General features: G+C 47.2%; 18 protein-coding genes. 6 read left to right on the forward strand and 12 right to left on the reverse strand.

The window, feature by feature from the left end:
* Positions 1-36: 36 nt before the first annotated feature.
* Both FH968_RS01705 and mntP read left to right on the forward strand, forming a co-directional pair.
* The gene (locus tag FH968_RS01705) at positions 37-495 is read left to right on the forward strand and encodes a DUF986 family protein (protein ID WP_139876651.1); all 459 of its coding nucleotides are present in this window, start codon (positions 37-39) and stop codon (positions 493-495) included.
* Between the two features lie 394 nt (positions 496-889).
* Positions 890-1,462 carry a manganese efflux pump MntP gene (gene mntP, locus FH968_RS01710; RefSeq protein WP_139876652.1) on the forward strand — a complete coding sequence of 191 codons (573 nt, stop codon included), beginning with the start codon at positions 890-892 and terminating at the stop codon, positions 1,460-1,462.
* Here the strand turns inward: mntP and rlmA are convergent.
* From rlmA to mgrB, 7 genes are all read right to left on the reverse strand, one after another.
* A complete protein-coding gene (rlmA, locus tag FH968_RS01715) occupies positions 1,454-2,266 on the reverse strand; it encodes a 23S rRNA (guanine(745)-N(1))-methyltransferase (protein WP_139876653.1) in 813 nt (270 codons plus the stop codon). The genes mntP and rlmA overlap by 9 nt on opposite strands.
* Positions 2,267-2,329: 63 nt before the next feature.
* The gene (ftsI, locus tag FH968_RS01720) at positions 2,330-4,075 is read right to left on the reverse strand and encodes a peptidoglycan glycosyltransferase FtsI (protein WP_139876654.1); all 1,746 of its coding nucleotides are present in this window, start codon (positions 4,073-4,075) and stop codon (positions 2,330-2,332) included.
* A 233-nt stretch (positions 4,076-4,308) separates the two neighbouring features.
* Positions 4,309-4,518: a transcription antiterminator/RNA stability regulator CspE gene (gene cspE / locus FH968_RS01725; RefSeq protein WP_001062678.1), complete on the reverse strand. Its 210-nt coding sequence runs from the start codon at positions 4,516-4,518 to the stop codon at positions 4,309-4,311.
* Between the two features lie 46 nt (positions 4,519-4,564).
* Positions 4,565-4,681, reverse strand: a complete 117-nt coding sequence (locus FH968_RS01730; RefSeq protein WP_139877237.1) for a DUF2627 domain-containing protein — start codon at positions 4,679-4,681, stop codon at positions 4,565-4,567.
* A gap of 532 nt (positions 4,682-5,213) precedes the next feature.
* A complete protein-coding gene (locus FH968_RS01735) occupies positions 5,214-6,215 on the reverse strand; it encodes an MBL fold metallo-hydrolase (protein WP_189388954.1) in 1,002 nt (333 codons plus the stop codon).
* Between the two features lie 34 nt (positions 6,216-6,249).
* On the reverse strand, positions 6,250-6,540 hold the full coding sequence (locus FH968_RS01740) for a YebO family protein (RefSeq protein ID WP_139876656.1): 291 nt from the start codon (positions 6,538-6,540) through the stop codon (positions 6,250-6,252).
* Positions 6,541-6,613: 73 nt separating this feature from the next.
* Entirely contained in the window at positions 6,614-6,757 is a 144-nt protein-coding gene (gene mgrB / locus FH968_RS01745) for a PhoP/PhoQ regulator MgrB (protein WP_139876657.1), read from the reverse strand.
* 156 nt (positions 6,758-6,913) lie between these two features.
* Between mgrB and FH968_RS01750 the strand changes: the two genes are divergently transcribed.
* Complete coding sequence (locus tag FH968_RS01750; protein WP_139876658.1) at positions 6,914-7,156, forward strand: YobH family protein; 243 nt, start codon at positions 6,914-6,916, stop codon at positions 7,154-7,156.
* A 36-nt stretch (positions 7,157-7,192) separates the two neighbouring features.
* On the opposite strand, the gene kdgR is transcribed toward FH968_RS01750, so the two are convergent.
* Positions 7,193-7,984, reverse strand: coding sequence for a DNA-binding transcriptional regulator KdgR (kdgR, locus tag FH968_RS01755; RefSeq protein ID WP_139876659.1), 792 nt, complete (start codon positions 7,982-7,984; stop codon positions 7,193-7,195).
* A gap of 179 nt (positions 7,985-8,163) precedes the next feature.
* Between kdgR and FH968_RS01760 the strand changes: the two genes are divergently transcribed.
* Complete coding sequence (locus FH968_RS01760) at positions 8,164-9,540, forward strand: MFS transporter (protein ID WP_139876660.1); 1,377 nt, start codon at positions 8,164-8,166, stop codon at positions 9,538-9,540.
* 46 nt (positions 9,541-9,586) lie between these two features.
* Here the strand turns inward: FH968_RS01760 and htpX are convergent, their stop codons facing one another.
* From htpX to FH968_RS01780, 4 genes are all read right to left on the reverse strand, one after another.
* Complete coding sequence (htpX, locus tag FH968_RS01765; protein ID WP_139877239.1) at positions 9,587-10,468, reverse strand: protease HtpX; 882 nt, start codon at positions 10,466-10,468, stop codon at positions 9,587-9,589.
* Positions 10,469-10,662: 194 nt separating this feature from the next.
* Entirely contained in the window at positions 10,663-12,711 is a 2,049-nt protein-coding gene (prc, locus tag FH968_RS01770; protein ID WP_139876661.1) for a carboxy terminal-processing peptidase, read from the reverse strand.
* A 20-nt stretch (positions 12,712-12,731) separates the two neighbouring features.
* Positions 12,732-13,415, reverse strand: coding sequence for an RNA chaperone ProQ (gene proQ / locus FH968_RS01775; RefSeq protein ID WP_139876662.1), 684 nt, complete (start codon positions 13,413-13,415; stop codon positions 12,732-12,734).
* Between the two features lie 104 nt (positions 13,416-13,519).
* Complete coding sequence (locus tag FH968_RS01780) at positions 13,520-14,008, reverse strand: GAF domain-containing protein (protein ID WP_139876663.1); 489 nt, start codon at positions 14,006-14,008, stop codon at positions 13,520-13,522.
* A 171-nt stretch (positions 14,009-14,179) separates the two neighbouring features.
* Here FH968_RS01780 and yebS point away from each other — a divergent pair, with 171 nt between their 5' ends.
* Positions 14,180-15,424, forward strand: a complete 1,245-nt coding sequence (gene yebS / locus FH968_RS01785; protein WP_139876664.1) for a membrane integrity lipid transport subunit YebS — start codon at positions 14,180-14,182, stop codon at positions 15,422-15,424.
* Complete coding sequence (locus FH968_RS01790) at positions 15,393-18,026, forward strand: PqiB family protein (RefSeq protein ID WP_139876665.1); 2,634 nt, start codon at positions 15,393-15,395, stop codon at positions 18,024-18,026. The genes yebS and FH968_RS01790 overlap by 32 nt, the downstream gene beginning before the upstream one ends.
* Positions 18,027-18,061: the final 35 nt, after the last annotated feature.

The following is an 18,061-nucleotide window of genomic DNA, read 5'->3' on the forward strand; positions in this document are numbered from 1 at the left end:
CCTGCCCCCGGTTTTTTATTATGTAAGGGAGGTGTCATGACGTTAACAGACGTGGTCTTGCTGGTATTTATTGTGCTTTTGCTTGCCTGGGCGGTTTACGATGAATTCATCATGGATAAGCTCAAGGGAAAAACCCTGCTTAAAATCACCCTGCTGCGCCGCAATCGCATCGACAGCACCATCTTTGTGGGTCTGGTCGTGATCCTCATCTATAACAACGTGGCCAATCACGGAACCCCTATCACCACCTGGTTATTAACTGCTCTGGCCTTGATTGCTATTTATATTTCGTGGATTCGACAGCCTAAATTATTATTCAAAACAGATGGCTTCTTCTTTGCAAACGTATGGATTTTATACTCTCGAATTAAAGAGATGAATTTATCTGAAGACGGTGTTTTGGTCATGCAATTAGAACAACGGCGTTTGCTTATCCGCGTAAAAAATATTGATGACCTGGAAAAAATATACAAACTAATGGTTAATAATCAATAAATTATAGATATAGCAAAGTCTATATTTTGATATTTTTTGTACAACCACTAAATATAGCCACTGCTATTTCGCACAGTTAATGTGCTCTTGTATTAACGTTTCATTTACCTTATAAAGCAAATGAAAATCGTTATCACTTGAGTGTCAAGAATAATAGCCCTCAATTATTGTTTTATCTTTGAAAAACATGTTAAGGTTGCGTCCGTCGTTGGGGAGTAGCCGATTTTCGCCATTGCGAAAATGTACATGTCAACATACTCGTTCCTTATTCTATCAAGAATAAAACGTGGCATGTACGACTCAAGCACTGAGTAGGCGAGACCATAGGCACGTAACCATCATTTAAGTTGGGGATGGCGGCGTGTATATGGATATTCCCAACTGAGGCGTTTGCATGAATCTCTCCGCTACTATTATTCTCGCTTTCGGCATGTCGATGGATGCTTTTGCTGCATCAATCGGGAAAGGTGCCTCACTCCACAAACCTAAGTTTTCTGAAGCGTTACGAACTGGCCTTATCTTTGGTGTCATCGAAACACTCACCCCGCTTATTGGTTGGTGTCTGGGTCTTTTGGCAAGTCAGGTTGTGCTGGAATGGAACCATTGGGTCGCCTTTATCCTGCTCGTTTTTCTTGGTATCAGGATGGTATATGAAGGTGTTCGCGGTAACGATGCAGAAGAAGCACCAAAGCTTCAACGTCACGGATTTTGGTTGCTAGTGACCACCGCAATAGCCACAAGCCTTGATGCAATGGCTGTTGGTGTTGGCCTGGCGTTCCTACAAGTCAATATTATCGAAACTGCATTGGCGATTGGCTGTGCGACAATGATCATGTCCACACTGGGTATCATGTTGGGCCGTTTTATTGGCCCATTGCTCGGAAAGCGCGCCGAAATTCTCGGCGGCGTGGTCCTAATTGGGATTGGTTGTCAGATTCTTTACAGCCATTTCAGTACATTACGCTAAAGATTCGCGTCGCCAAACGCGAATCACAAAATCTGTTTCACAATTGAATGCCGTTTCAGCCGTTAAGGTTTCCCAGACTTCGGGACGTGCACGCCATGCAAGCGGCGTCATTTGAAGTAGAGCAACGGCTTCATTCCCTTGTAAAGTCATTGGCCAGCCAATTTGTTGTGTTTGTTCGGCAACAAATCCTGGTAGTGACTCAGATTCAGTACTGTGTAGCACCACGGTGTCATAGATTAAACCTTTAAGCTGCATCAAATGACGCGGGCCTGGTGTTGCGGTAATAACCACACCATCCGGTTTTACAACACGTGCTAATTCTTCGGCTTTGCAGGGTGCGAAAATACGGACCACGGCATCGAGACTATTGTCGTCAAACGGTAAACGATGGCTTGATGCCACGCAGAACTGCACCTGCGGATAACGTTTTGCCGCATAGCGAATCGCTACTTTCGCGACATCTAATCCCCAGGTTGTTCCATTTTGTGTTGCAGCGACCTGCGCAAAACCCGCAGTGTAATACCCTTCCCCACAGCCAATATCCAGCAAAGTCACAGGTGCAGCCTGTTCTAATATCTGGCAAATCGCTTCGCGTAGTGGCTGGTAGTGCCCGGCATCCAGAAATGCTCTGCGCGCCTGCATCATTTCGCTGCTGTCACCTGGATCTTTTGAACGTTTGTGCTGAACAGGCAGCAAATTCACGTAGCCCTCTTTTGCCTTATCGAATTGATGGCCTTGCGGACAAACAAAACTCTTCCCTTCGGGAGCAAGCGGTGAATGACAAAGCGGGCAAAGATAGGACATGAGAACTCCAGTAAATCATAAAGGGCGCAAGTGTACCGCTAAACACCTTGGTTCGAAAAGCAACTAACCGGCAGAGTCATTGCCCTGCGGTTTAATTAATACCGTTAAATTTGTATCTCCTGGCGGTAAGCCATCAGGTTCAATATTTTCCAGGCGTAGAACGTCACTCATAATCTGGCTAAATACCGGTGCAGAAACCGCACCGCCGTAGTAAGCCCCATTTTCAGGATCGTTTATTACTACCACCAACGCAAAACGTGGATTACTGGCTGGAGCCACTCCGGCGGTATAAGCAATGTATTTATCGATGTATTTCCCATCATCGCCAATTTTTTTTGCGGTCCCCGTTTTCACCGCGACACGATAACCACGCACTGCTGCTTTAATGCCTCCGCCGCCAGGCAGAGCCACACTTTCCATCATATGTTCAACCTGATGAGCAATGGTTTCTGACATAACTCGTTGCCCAACAACAGGCGGATCGACACGAGTTATCGAAAGTGGTCTGGCAATACCAAAGCTGCCGATGGTTGCGTAAACATGTGCAAGTTGTAGCGGTGTGACCATCAAACCGTACCCAAAGGAGAATGTTGCCCGATCCAGTTCGCCCCAGAACTTACGATGTGGTAATAGCCCACTACTTTCCCCTGTCAGACCCAGCCCAGTAGGCATACCAAAACCAAAGTTTTTATATGTATCCAGCAGCTTCTGAATAGGCATTGCCAGCGAAAGACGTGAAACGCCGGTATCACTCGATTTTTGCAATATACCCGTCAATGTAAGTTGCGGGTAGTAGCCCACATCACGGATGCGATGACCATCAAGCATGTAGGGGTGTGTATCCACCACACTATCTGGCTGAACGATACCCTGCTGCAATGCAGTCATTACAACCATCGGTTTAACAGTTGAACCCGGTTCAAACGTGTCACTTATTGCCCTATTTCGGAAATCGTCCAGAGTGGCGCCATCCCGGTTATTCGGGTTAAAGGTTGGACAACTCGCCATCGCTAATACTTCGCCAGTATTCACATCAAGAATAACGGCAGCGGCGGACTCGGCTTTATTCCATGAAACAGCATTGCTCAGCGCATCTTCAGTCACCGTTTGCAAACGTTCATCAATGCTCAGCATCAGATTATGAGCAGGATTTGCCGGGTTCTCAGTGATATTTTCGATAACGTGACCATGCCGGTCTTTACGTACTAATCTCTCACCAGTTTTGCCCGTAAGTTGGCGATTGAAACTCTTTTCAACACCTTCAATTCCCTGGTCATCAATATTGGTAAAGCCAAGCAAATTCGCAGCGATGTGCCCCGCTGGATAAAATCGACGTGATTCATCACGCAATGAAATTCCCGGCAGTTTTAGGCTTTCAATATACTGTGCTTGTTGTGGGTCAAGCTGACGGGCGAGATAGATAAATCGGTCACTTGGGTTGCGGCGAATACGTGAAGCAATGTCATCGAGCGGCATATGTAGCGTTGTCGCAAGTGCCTGCCAGCGGCTAGTAACTTGCACGCCGCCCTTTTCCATTACCGTTTTAGGGTCAGCCCAAATGGCTTTTACCGGCACACTGACTGCCAAAGGTCGGCCATTGCGATCTTCTATCATGCCGCGGGGAACCACTATGGGTTCTTCACGTAACGAACGCATGTCTTCCTGCTTAACAAGATTATCTGGCGAGATGATTTGCAGCCACGCAACGCGCCCTAGCAAGAATACCAGGCACATAAATATAGCGAAGCAAAGCAGAGCAAAACGCCACTGAATAAAGTTACCCACGATACCAGGGGCGATTTTTCTCACGTTCAATCCTCATCAGCAACTAAGCAATTGAAAGTTTAAACATAATGAGGAAATTAACCAGACAGGAACAGTGCTACAAGATGCGCTGCTTTGCTACAAAACATAACTGCAAGCGGTTTACAGAAACATCTGGAAAAATATTTGATAAGATTTCTTTATGAAAAAGCCCCGCTACATGAGCAGGGCTTTTATCAGAATTTGGCGTTATTCGCGCCAGGTCTAATTCAAACGAATTAGATAGCAGTTACATTAACTGCTGCAGGGCCTTTCTGGCCGTCCTGGATTTCGAACTCAACGTTCTGGCCTTCAGCCAGAGTTTTGAAGCCGTTACCCTGGATTGCAGAGAAGTGTACGAACACATCTTTGCTGCCGTCAGCAGGAGTAATGAAACCAAAACCTTTAGACTCGTTGAACCACTTAACTTGACCTTTAATCTTTGCCATTTTGCAAAATTCCTTAGATTGTTTTCTTCGCCCGCAGGCGCAGGCATTACTTAGCTAAAACAGAGACATTACTGCATGAGGCACTAATATAAGGCTCGGCAGAGAAGCGGTATTCAACGACAACGTGTTTACTCAGGACTTCTTTACTGAAAATGCCACACATAAACAGAACTGTACCTCGTTTAACCCAAAGTGTTATCACATACAACGCAATCAATGGCAAGCCATTTTTCGGTATGTATCGATCTGTCGCACAAATTCTGAAACGCATATTGTTCATGAAAATGAAATGCACAAAATGTGCATAAAATTAACACTGAACAAACAGAATTCCATGTATGCAAATGGCGACCGCAGACAACATTTTTACCATAGCCTAAAGATATCTTTTCGTCCAGGCGAAGCGCAAAAAAATCGACAAAATAGTCATTATGCTTATGATTTTTTTAGCATAGCTATTCAAAAAATGAGCAATGCAGTACAGCCAAAGAAAGAGTTAAATAGATAAATGAAATAGCGAATAATTGCAGAATGAATAAAGCTTGAGCAGTCAGCTATTTATATTGCACCAAAATAATGAAAGTTTAATGACACGCTGCGCCATAGTGATGCAATAAAAATGTTTCGCTTTATAAGCCGTATAATATAAATGCCTTAGGCTATCAATATATCGCTTTAAAAAATTCGGATGTTATTTAAACTTCGACTTTAGATAAGGGCAAACTTTGACCAATGCGTAGCGGTACAAAAAGACCACTCTCTTCTCCTGCATCTTTTAAGGCTGCAAACAACTCTTGCGGCGGCATATCCAAGGACTCGTCAGCAAGTTCAAACACTCCCCAATGTATTGGAACCGTGAATGGTTTGCCCAACTGTTGCCAAAGCATAACAGCCTGTTGCGGATCCATGTGATGGCTGCTCATAAACCAACGCGGGGAATATGCACCTATCGGTATCAGTGCCACATCAAGTGGACCTCGGCGTAAAGCAATATCCGCGAGCCCTGATGTATATCCTGTGTCACCACTGAACCAAATACGCAAATTATCGCTTTCAATAATCCACCCACACCACAAACTTCGATTGCGATCCCAGAACGAACGCATGCTCCAGTGCTGTGCAGGTACTGCGGTAAATGTCATTTCCTGCCAGCTAAAACTCTGCCACCAGTCAAGTTCTGTCACATGACGAATGCCACGGCGGGTAAACCAGCGCTTTAAACCTAGTGGAACGAAGAAATGGGTATCAGGAAAACGGTGGGCAATCTGACGGACTGTAGAACTGTCCAGATGATCATAATGATTGTGTGAAATCAGAACTGCATCGAGTTGATGCAATTCATTGATACGAAGCGGTGTGGGTGTTTTGCGTTCAGGGCCTGCAATGGTTAAAGGCGAAGCACGCCGGGAAAAGACAGGGTCAGTCAGTAAATATCGGCCATTAATTCGCAACAATGCTGTTGCATGGCCTAGCCACCAAAGACGATCATCCCGGCCATTAAGCTCGGCTTTCTGCCACCACTGCTCAGTGAAAGCAGCATAACCCGCAGTTGGTGGATGAGGCAATCCCTGTGCTTTTCGCTCTTTACGCCACCGTTCAACATCACCCGGTTTTCGTAAGTTTGATTCCAGATTACGAAAGCCGTCTATTTGATGATGAAATTTTTGGGGATCAAACCAAGGATTTTTCCACCGCATGGGCACTCCAACAACACAACCGCGTGTTTAAGGATTAACGTTCAGCCACCAGACGAATAAAATCGTCTTCTTCCACATCATCTTCCTTAATCTCTATAGGTTGTTCTTCCTTTACTACTTCTGGTTCATTTGCTTCACATAAGCGGCGCAACAGGGCATTTTGTCGCTTTTGTTGATCCAGCAACTCTTCGAGTAACTCAATCTGCTCGTTGGTACGGCTGCTCGCACGGTTTACAAAAAACCAAATAACCAGGCCGATAACCAGTACCACCAGGGCAACGGTCAGGGACACAATATTCAACGCACCAATACTTAATTCGTTCATCTTACCACCTCAGTAAAACCAGCATTCTACACCTGCTGTACCTTAAGGTAATCACTATCTGGATAAAAACACACTACCAGGGAATAAATTTGTTAATCGTGCAGATGCCACTAAAAAATTGTACATCCTGATCGCACATCACGTTGACCATTTGCGTCCATAGCAGCAGGCAAACAATAAAGACTGCAACCAAAATGAGCCATCTGTACTTTTTCACTACTTTCTCCCCCCGCCACCATTAAATGTAAAGTCTGACATAGACAGCCTAAACCACAGCTAACCCCAACACATATTATTTAAGAATCATCATATTGATACTGCAGGCTTATCCGCTACGCTTAGAATCTTGATGATTGTATAAAAAGAGGGTTAGATGCGTATTTTGATTCGCTCTATTATTGTAATAGCGCTGTTGTGGATCAGCATGCTCCTCTCTGGGTATGGCGTTCTGATTGGAAGTCGTGAAAATGCTGCAGGTCTGGGGCTTCAATGCAAATACCTGACTGCACGAAATGTCATCACTGCACAATTCATTCATACTGAAAGTGGAATTATTGGGCTTAGTGATTGCCCTGTATTGCGTAAAAGTGGTGATGTTATCGATAATGGGCAATAAGAAAAACGCCGCTATTGAGCGGCGTTTGAGTTTTCATCAGAATGGATATTCGTGATAACCCATTTGTTCAGAAATAGTACGAGCGGCATCGTGGAGCATCGCCACATATTCATGAAGACGGTCTTCAGAAAAACGCAATGTTGGAAATGAAATACTTAAACCAGCAATCACTACACCAAAGCGGTCGAATACCGGTACACCAATACAGCGTAAACCTTCTTCTTGTTCCTGATTATCTTCGCCATATCCTTGCTCGCGAACAGTATCCAGGACTTTCAGTAACTCATCGGTGCTGGTAATAGTACGTTCCGTACTGCGGGTGTATTCCACATCAGCCAGAATTTCACGGACTTCATCGCGATCGCGCCATGCAAGCAGGACTTTACCAATTGCAGTACTGTAAAGCGGATTGCGACGACCAATGCGCGAATACATACGCAAGTTGTACATCGAATCAATCTTGTGGATATAGACAATACTGTCTTCATCCAACGCACCCAAGTGGATAGTTTCTTTCGTAAGACGCGACAGTTCACGCATTTGAATGTCTGCACTACGAATCAAATCGACGTTTTGTAATGCACGCGCGCCAAGTTCAAAGAGCTTAAGCGTAAGCGAGTATTTTTCAGATTCACCTTCCTGGGCAACATAACCCAAGGATTTCATTGTCTGTAAAAAACGATAGACGGTGCTTTTTGACATCATTACGCGTTGCGATAATTCAGTAATACCAATTTCGCGTTCTTCGCCAAGAGCCTGTAAGATGCCAAAAACTTTCAGGACAGAAGAGACAGAATCAGGTTGTTTATCCAGATCTGCGATTGCCATTAAATCACCTCGATCGCATTTGTTTTATAAAAATCAGAACCGGTTTTTAGTATAAGTTGACTACCATGTCATCGCAATGAATCTATTCTATTTCGTTACAAATCTGCGACATATCCCTTAAATTTAGTGCTATTATTATTTCTCTTCGAATATATCACGCATTAAGTCAAACTTTTCCTATGGATAAAACTCTTGCAGATGGGCTGCCCTTGCCGCAGCGCTATGGTGCTATTTTAGCCATTGCGTTGGGTATTACCATGGCGGTACTCGATGGTGTCATCGCAAATGTAGCCCTTCCCACTATTGCTCACGATCTGAATGCCAGCCCGGCAGAATCCATCTGGATTGTTAATAGTTATCAAATTGCGATTATTGTTTCGTTACTCTCAATGTCCTTTTTAGGCGATATTTTCGGCTATCGTCGAGTTTATCAATGCGGCCTCGTTCTGTTTTGTATGACGTCACTTTTCTGCGCGCTATCTGACTCGCTAACAATGTTGACCTTTGCGCGCGTACTTCAGGGTTTTGGTGGTGCCGCATTAATGAGCGTTAATACCGCGCTCATCCGGCTTATTTATCCGCAAAAATTCCTGGGGCGAGGTATGGGAATTAACTCCTTTATTGTCGCAGTTTCATCAGCTGCAGGGCCAACGATTGCCGCTGCCATTCTTTCCGTCGCCTCCTGGAAATGGTTATTTTTGATTAACGTCCCGATTGGCATTCTTGCGTTATTTCTGGCATTGCGTTTTTTGCCGGCTAACCAACAAAAATCGCAGGGCCAGCGCTTTGATATCCCAAGTGCCATTATGAATGCCTTAACGTTCGGCTTATTGATATCAGCAATCAGTGGCTTTGCTCAGGGACAATCTGGTTGGCTTATCATCGCGGAGCTGATTGCATTGGTCGTGATTGGTTTCTTCTTTATTCGCCGCCAGTTGAAACTTCCTTTCCCATTGTTGCCAGTCGATTTACTGCGCATTCCCGTTTTCTCATTATCTATGGGGACCTCAGTTTGCTCCTTCGCCGCACAGATGTTGGCAATGGTATCACTCCCCTTCTTTCTGCAATCCACTTTGGGGCGCAGCGAAGTTGAAACCGGTCTGCTTCTCACACCCTGGCCCATCGCAACGATGATAATGGCTCCGATTGCTGGCCATTTAATTGAGCGAGTGCATGCCGGCTTGCTCGGTGGGATTGGGTTGGCTGTGATGGCTTGCGGGCTGTTTGCATTGGCTCTATTGCCGTATAACCCAACGGATATCGATATTATCTGGCGCATGATTTTATGTGGTGCGGGCTTTGGCTTGTTCCAGTCACCTAATAATCACACTATTATTTCTTCCGCTCCTCGTCACCGCAGCGGTGGTGCCAGCGGAATGCTAGGCACTGCGAGGTTGCTCGGTCAGAGTTGCGGTGCGGCGCTGGTGGCGTTGATGTTCAACCTCTTTGCGGTGCATGGAACGCACGCATCATTGTTACTGGCGGGAAGCTTCGCCACAATCGCGGCGATTGTCAGTAGTTTACGCATGTCTCAAACCACTGCCTCGCAGGTATAAAAAAAGCGTGCCATCGCTGGCACGCTTTTTTTCACTCTCTATACGACTACTTCAAATATTCGCCGTTACGCAATGCTTCAATACGTTTATCCAACGGTGGGTGTGTCATAAACAATTCGCTCATAGACTTTGCCTTACCGTTGATACAAAACGCCATCATGCTGCTGGCTTCTTGCGGTTCATAACTGGTTTTCAGGCGTTGCAGTGCGGCAATCATTTTTTCACGGCCGACCAATTTTGCTGAACCTGCATCCGCATGGAATTCACGGTGGCGTGAAAACCACATGGTGATGATGCTCGCCAGAATACCAAACACCAGTTCCAGGACGGTCGCAATCGCAAAATAGACAAACGGGTTACCGTTGTTGCTTTCACCTTCATCCCGGTTACCGGACAAGAACCCTGAGGCGATCTGAGCGATGATTCGGGAAATAAAGATAACGAAGGTGTTCACAACACCTTGAATCAGCGTCATGGTTACCATGTCACCATTTGCAATGTGGCTGATTTCATGCGCAATAACCGCTTCAGCTTCATCACGGCTCATGTTCTGCAACAAACCGGTACTGACAGCAACCAGCGATGCATTACGACGAGCGCCAGTGGCAAATGCGTTAATGTCTGGTGCATGGTAAATAGCCACTTGTGGCATAGCAATACCCGCCTGCTGTGACTGCTGACGCACAGTATCCAGCAGCCAACGTTCTGTTTCATTACGTGGTTGCTCAATTACTTCCCCGCCTACTGAACGCAATGCCATCCATTTGGACATCAGTAATGAGACGATTGAACCACCAAAGCCAAATAACACCGCCATGATCATCAGACCCTGTACGCTGCTTGACTGGATCCCCGTCAGGCTTAGCACAAGCCCGAAAACGACCATGACTGCAAGGTTGGTCAACAGGAAAAGCCCGATACGCATCATAATTTTCTTTTTACCTCGGTTAAAAATACGCATTCTGCGTTACCCCACATCGTAGGGGCAAGCTTGCTATTTTCAAGTATTCATCGTTGCCAAGTCGTTAATAATACATAACTTTACATTCCAGAAGAGATTGATTTACGCGGCGTGATAGAGGTAAAAAAAACAGGCACAAAATTTTGTGCCTGTTGGAGGAGTTACTTAGCAGGAGCCGGTTGCTCGACTGGTTTATCTTGCTGCATTTTTGCAAGGTCCAGCGCGATATGTACCGTCTCATCGAGATAAGGATCGGGTTCTTGATAATCCTTCGGCAAGTCGTCCAATTTCTTCAACGGCGCTTTACCTTCTCGCTTGTAACGATCGTTAATGCGAGCCAGACGCGTAGCATCGTCTTCCTGGTTTTCTTTCTCACGTTGAGCAAGATTCAGGGACACAATATTGCGCTTCTCTTTCAGGGCATTAAAACGAGCAATGTCCTTCATGATGTACTGGAATTCAGGATCAGCGGCGATTCTATCCTGATGCAGTTTAAGCAATTGCGGCTCAAATGCGGTGAGATCGCCTGACTTAACGTAAGTTGCAGCATTGATGCTATCCCAAGGGAGCGCATTATCTTCAAACTTCTCGCCAGTTTCCGTCTCTTCAGTACCAGTTGGCATCATCACATCTGGCGTTACACCTTTACGCTGAGTACTGCCGCCATTAATGCGGTAGAACTTCTGGATGGTGTATTGCACAGAACCTAATGCAGGCCATTCTGGACGCAACATCTGGTCGTAGATTCGGTTCAAAGAACGATACTGCTGAACAGTGCCTTTCCCGAAGGTAGGTTCACCAACAATCAGCGCTCGTCCATAGTCCTGCATTGCAGCAGCAAAGATTTCAGAAGCAGACGCACTGAAACGGTCAACCATTACGACCAGCGGGCCTTTGTAGTACACAACGCCATCGGTATCGCTATCTTCGCGTACTTTACCGTTGTTATCACGTACCTGAACAACTGGTCCGCCTGGGATAAACAGGCCAGAAAGTGAAACAGCTTCGGTTAATGCACCACCACCGTTAGAGCGTAAATCGATGATCACACTCTTAACGTTCTGCTTTTCCATCTTCTGCAACTGAACTTTAACGTCATCGGTTAAGCCAACGTAGAAACCTGGAATATCCAGCACGCCAACCTTGTCTTTGCCAATTGTTTTAATCGTCAGTTTGACCGCGCGGTCTTCAAGACGGATACGTTCACGCGTTAATGTGACCACTCGCGTTTTGGTGCCCTTGCCTGCAGGTAGGACTTCAAGACGAACCTTGCTACCTTTTGGCCCCTTGATGAGCGCAACCACATCATCAAGACGCCAGCCAATAACATCGATCATTGGCTTGCCGGTTTGACCAACACCAACAATACGGTCACCTACGGTGATCGCTTTGCTTTTTGCTGCTGGGCCACCCGCGACCATTGAATTGATAACTGTGTAGTCATCGTCCATTTGCAGTACGGCACCAATACCTTCCAGAGATAAACTCATTTCGGTATTGAACTGTTCCGTATTTCGCGGCGACAAATAGTTGGTATGCGGGTCGATTTCGTGGGCAAAAGCCGTCATCGCGAGGGAGAAAACATCTTCGCTGTTGGACTGCGCCAGACGACGAATCGCAAACTGATAACGCTTGGTCAGTGTTTCACGAATTTCCTGATCCGTTTTACCTGTCAGTTTCAGGCTAAGTTCATCGAACTTAACTTTGCTATCCCAAAGCGTATTCAATTCGGCGACGCTCGCAGGCCACGGTGATTTGCTGCGATCCAAATTGAACGTATCTTTGCCGGTGAAATCCATCGGCTTTTCCAGCACCTTCAGCGCGTATTGATAACGCTCAAAACGTCGCTTCTGGGCCAGATTGTAGAGATCGTAAAAAACGTCCAGTTTGCCGGTGCGCAATTCATCGCCAATTTGCTTCTTCCGCGACACAAATTGCTCAATGTCACTGGCAAGCAGGACGTTGTGGCTATAGTCGAGGAGGTTTAGATAGCGATCGAAAATTTTCGCGGAAAAATTTTCATCCAGGTCAAACTGACGGTAATGCGAGCGAGTGAAGCGTGAAGTTACACGCTCACTCACCGTTGAGTGCTGCGTCTCTTCCTTTAACTGCGGGATTTGAGAAGCACTCGTGATGTTTTCGACGGCCAGTGCGCTACCTGCAAGAAACAACAGACTAGCGACCGCCGTACGCTTAAAGAGTTTGTTCATGCCCGGGTCTGGCCTCCGTTTCAGAACTGCAAGTGTTCTGCGCGTACGATCATTGCCATACCAGAAGTCAGCTGTACACGGACGCCATCTTTGGTAATTTCCAGTACAGTGGCATCCATCGCGTTATTACCCGCTTTGACTTTGATTGCCTGACCCACCTGCAAAGCAGTAATGTCTGTAACCGGAGTGCGTTTTTCTTCTTCACGCGGAGCCTGAGGCGCCGGTTTTTCTGCACGTGGTTTACGTTCTGTAGTCTCAGGACGACGCGGAGCAGGACGTGGCTTGCGATCGCGACGAGGCTTATCAGTAACGGTTTCACCATTAGCCAATGCTGCTTCGCGTTTTTTCGCTTGCTGTTCTGCGCGCTGTGCCTGAACACGAGCTTTTGCTTCTTCAAGCTGCTTACGAGCATGCTCAACATGCTGCTCATCAAGTTCACCACAAGGGTTACCGTCGAGATCAACACGGATTGCGCCGACTTTGATACCGTACAGGTAACGCCAGCTTGAAGTATAAAGACGTAACGCGGAGCGAAGTTGAGTTTTACTGAGGCTCATCTCCCCTTCAACACGCGCGACTAAATCCTGGAAGATACCAATCTTCAGGGGGCGGGCTTCACCTTCAGCGCTAAAGCACTTTGGGAAACGCTCTGCCAAAAAGGCAATGACTTCTTTGCTACTATTCAACTTAGGTTGATTTTCCATGAAATTTCCTGATTACAACGGAGTTGCCAACAATCCGCAGGCATGAACAGGCGACATTATAATGACGCTATCAGCAAATGCCACGTTATCCGTTGTTTATCATGCTATCGAGTGAAGAATTTTTTAAAATCCGTGTCGGCAAGCACCAGCGAAAGCTGCGTTACCAGTTGAGATAAGCCGAGTTGGTCTTCAGGAGTAAAGCGCCCAAACTCAGTGCTATCAATGTCCAGAACCCCTATTACCTCGCCGTTTACTGTCAACGGCAGTACGATTTCAGAGTTACTGGCAGCGTCACACGCGATGTGACCATCAAAAGCATGCACATCCTCAACGCACTGAATGCTGTTGGTAGATACCGCTGTACCGCACACTCCTTTTCCTACCGGGATCCGGACACAAGCGATTTTGCCCTGGAATGGCCCAAGAACCAGAGAGTCGCCTTCTAATAGATAGAAGCCTGCCCAGTTAACACCTTCCAGACGTTCAAACAGCAATGCACTGGTATTGGAAAGCGTAGCCAGAAAACTTGTTTCACCTGCCATTAGCGCACTAAAATCGCGGTTTAAGTCCGCGTAAAATTGTTCTTTGTTCATTGATTAACCATAGTATGTTGTCTTACTCAACTGCATAGCATAGTAAAATAAGCACTAAATGCGTTATGCCACAAGGTGTATCATTCCATGAATTACTATACGCTTAACGAATATTTCATAATCCATTGAGATACCCCATGAGCCAACGGTATTCCCTGCTTACGATGAAACATGAAAATACACGCCATTAGCCATGCTGTACCGCAGGCACGTTATCAGCGTTGTCCCCAATGCGATACCCTTTTCTCGTTACCGTTGGTTAAATCATCGCAAAGCGCGTACTGCCCGCGCTGCGACGCAAAAATTTACCATGGGCGCGACTGGTCTCTAACGCGCCTGGCGGCGATGGCCGTCGCCATGTTGTTACTGATGCCCGTCGCGTTTTCAGAACCCTTAGTGCGCATCTATTTGCTGGGCACTCGCATCGATGCCAATCTCTTACAGGGGATTTGGCAGATGACCAGCCAGGGCGATCCCCTGACCGCCGCGATTGTGATGTTTTGCGCAGTCGGCGCACCCGCTACATTAGTTGCCGGTATCATTTATCTCTATTTTGGCAATATTCTTGGGATGAACTTGCGTCCAGTTCTGTTGATGCTTGAGAAACTTAAAGAATGGGTGATGCTGGATATTTATCTCGTTGGTATCGGTGTGGCCTGCATAAAGGTACGCGAGTTTGCGTATATCCAACCCGGTGTGGGTCTGGTGGCGTTTATCGCATTGGCAATATTGAGCCTGCTTACGCTGATTCATTTAAACATGGAACAGTTGTGGTCGCGTTTTTACCCGCAACGCCCACCTCGTGCATGGAGCCCTCAGCTTCGCGTGTGCCTGGGCTGCCATTTCACTGGCGTACCGGATAATCGCGGGCGCTGTCCACGCTGCCACGTACCGCTAAGAGAGCGTCGTCGCCATAGCCTGCAAAAATCCTGGGCGGCATTAATCGGTTCGTTAATCTTTTTACTTCCCGCGAACCTGCTTCCGATTTCGATACTTTACATCAATGGTTCACGCCAGGAAGATACCATCCTTTCGGGGATTATTTCCCTCGCCAACAGTAATGTCGCTGTGGCTGCAGTAGTATTTATTGCCAGTATCCTTGTGCCTTTCGTCAAGGTTATCGTGCTGATTTCATTACTACTAAGCATTCGTTTCAAATGCGAGAAAGGGCTTAGAACGCGCATTTTACTGCTACGCTTTATCACCTGGATTGGCCGCTGGTCGATTCTCGATCTCTTTGTTATTTCGCTTACGATGTCGCTGGTCAATCGCGATCAGTTACTGGCATTCACTATGGGACCGGCTGCGTTTTATTTTGGCGCGGCGGTTATTTTAACTATTCTTGCTGTCGAATGGCTGGATAGCCGACTACTTTGGGACGCACATGAGTCAGGAAATGCCCGCTTCACCGACTGAAGCGCGAATTAAAACAAAGCGTAGAATTTCGCCCTTTTGGTTACTGCCAATTATCGCGCTGATGATTGCCAGTTGGCTCATCTGGACGACATGGGAAGAGCGCGGAAACACAGCGACCATTGATTTTCTTTCAGCAGACGGCATTGTGGCCGGGCGCACCCCTGTACGTTATCAAGGCGTGGAAGTGGGCACTGTACAAAGCATCAGCCTGAGTAAAGATCTGCGCAAAATAGAAGTTAAAGTTAGTATCAAAAACGACATGAAAGACGCTTTGCGTGAAGACACACAGTTTTGGCTGGTCACACCGAAAGCTTCGCTTGCTGGCGTTTCAGGTCTGGATGCGTTAGTTGGCGGGAACTACATCGGTATGATGCCAGGGAAAGGCAAGTCGCAAGAACACTTTACCGCTCTGGATACCCAGCCAAAATACCGCCTGAATAATGGTGAGTTGATGATTCATCTCCACGCCCCTGACTTAGGTTCGCTCAACAGCGGTTCACTGGTTTATTACCGTAAAATCCCGGTTGGTCGGGTCTATGACTACACCATTAACAACAATACACAAGGCGTCACCATTGACGTGTTAGTTGACCGCCGTTTCACAAAACTGGTGAAGAAAGGAAGTCGCTTCTGGAATGTCTCTGGCGTGAAAGCCAATTTCAGTTTGTCAGGCGCGCAGGTTCAGTTAGAAAGCCTTGCGGCACTGGTTAATGGAGCCATTGCTTTTGACTCCCCGGAAAACTCCGCGGAGGCCGTAGCAGACGATGAATTCGGCCTATATGAAGACCTGGCGCACAGCCAGCGCGGCGTAATTATCGATCTCGACCTACCCAGCGGCAGCGGCTTAAATGCTGGGTCTACCGCATTGATGTATCAAGGGCTTGAAGTGGGTACGTTGACCAAGCTTGATCTCAATCCTGGTGGCACTGTCACTGGCCAAATGACGGTAGATCCGAGCGTGGTCAATTTGATGCGCAGTGGAACGCGCATTGAGTTACGCAGCCCTAAAATATCACTCAGCAATCCGAATATCAGCAGCCTGTTAACCGGGAGTACCTTCGAATTAGTCCCTGGCGAAGGCGATCCGCAAAACCACTTTATCGTCTTCCCAAGCGATAAAACACCGCTACAGCAACCGAATGTTCTGACACTAAATCTCACCGCACCGGAAAGCTACGGGATTGATGCTGGCCAGCCCATTATTTTGCATGGTGTGCAGGTGGGCCAGATTCTTGAGCGAACACTGTCAGCCAAAGGCGTTAGCTTCTCTGCGGCAATCGAACCCGAGTACCGCCATTTGGTTCAGGGTGACAGCAAATTTGTCGTTAACAGCCGTATTGATATGAAACTGGGTATTGATGGTTTAGAAGTCCTGGGCGCTAGCGCCAGTGAATGGGTGAACGGTGGCGTCAGGATAATTCCAGGCAATAAAGGCGAGATGAAAAAAAGCTATCCGCTGTATGCCAACCTTGAAAAAGCGGTAGAAAATAGCCTCAGTGATTTGCCAACCACAACACTCACATTAACCGCCGCCAGCTTGCCTGATATTCAAACGGGTTCCGTCGTGCTGTACCGTAAATTCCAGGTGGGTGAAATTATCAGCGTGCGTCCTCGCGCTAATAGTTTTGATATCGACGTGAATATTAAACCGGAATATCGCAACCTTCTCACCTCCAACAGCGTGTTCTGGGCGGAAGGTGGTGCGCGCGTCCAACTCAACGGTAGCGGTCTGACTGTTCAGGCCTCTCCACTATCGCGTGCCTTAAAAGGGGCGATAAGCTTTGACAACATGAGCGGCGCGAGCGTCGGCCTTAAAAACGGCGATAAGCGGATGTTGTATGCATCCGAAACTGCCGCACGAGCTGTGGGCAGCCAGATTACGCTGCACACTTTTGATGCCGGAAAGCTTTCTGCGGGTATGCCGATTCGCTATCTGGGGATTAACATCGGCCAGCTCGAATCACTCAACCTGACAGCTTCGCGCAGCGAAGTAGAAGCCAAAGCCGTGCTCTACCCTGAGTTTGTTGAAACGTTTGCTCGTATCGGCACACGTTTCTCGGTTGTCACACCAAAAATTTCAGCCTCTGGGGTCGATAACCTCGACACTATTCTCCAACCCTACATTAACGTTGAGCCGGGCCGTGGTGCACCGCGTCGCGATTTTGAATTGCAGGAATCGACCATCACCGACTCGCGCTACTCCGATGGCCTGAGTGTCGTACTGGAAGTTCCTGAAGCCGGGGCTTTGAACATCGGGACACCGGTGCTGTTCCGCGGTATCGAAGTGGGTACGGTGACAGGATTAACGCTCGGTAATCTCTCTGATCGTGTCATGGTCGGTTTGCGCATCAGCAAACGCTTCCAGCATCTGGTGCGCGACAGCTCGGTATTCTGGCTTGCATCAGGCTATAGCCTTGATTTTGGCCTGACTGGCGGAGTGGTTAAAACGGGGACCTTTAATCAGTTCATTCGTGGTGGCATCGCATTCGCAACGCCACCAGGTACACCGTTGGCACCTAAAGCTGAAACCGGTAAACATTTCCTGCTAGAGGAAAGTGAACCGAAAGAGTGGCGTCAGTGGGGTACTGCTCTACCGCGTTAACTCCCACGCCCCGGTGTCTCACCGGGGCGTTTATG

The sequence above is a fragment of the Buttiauxella sp. B2 genome (assembly GCF_006376615.1).
Taxonomy (GTDB): domain Bacteria; phylum Pseudomonadota; class Gammaproteobacteria; order Enterobacterales; family Enterobacteriaceae; genus Buttiauxella.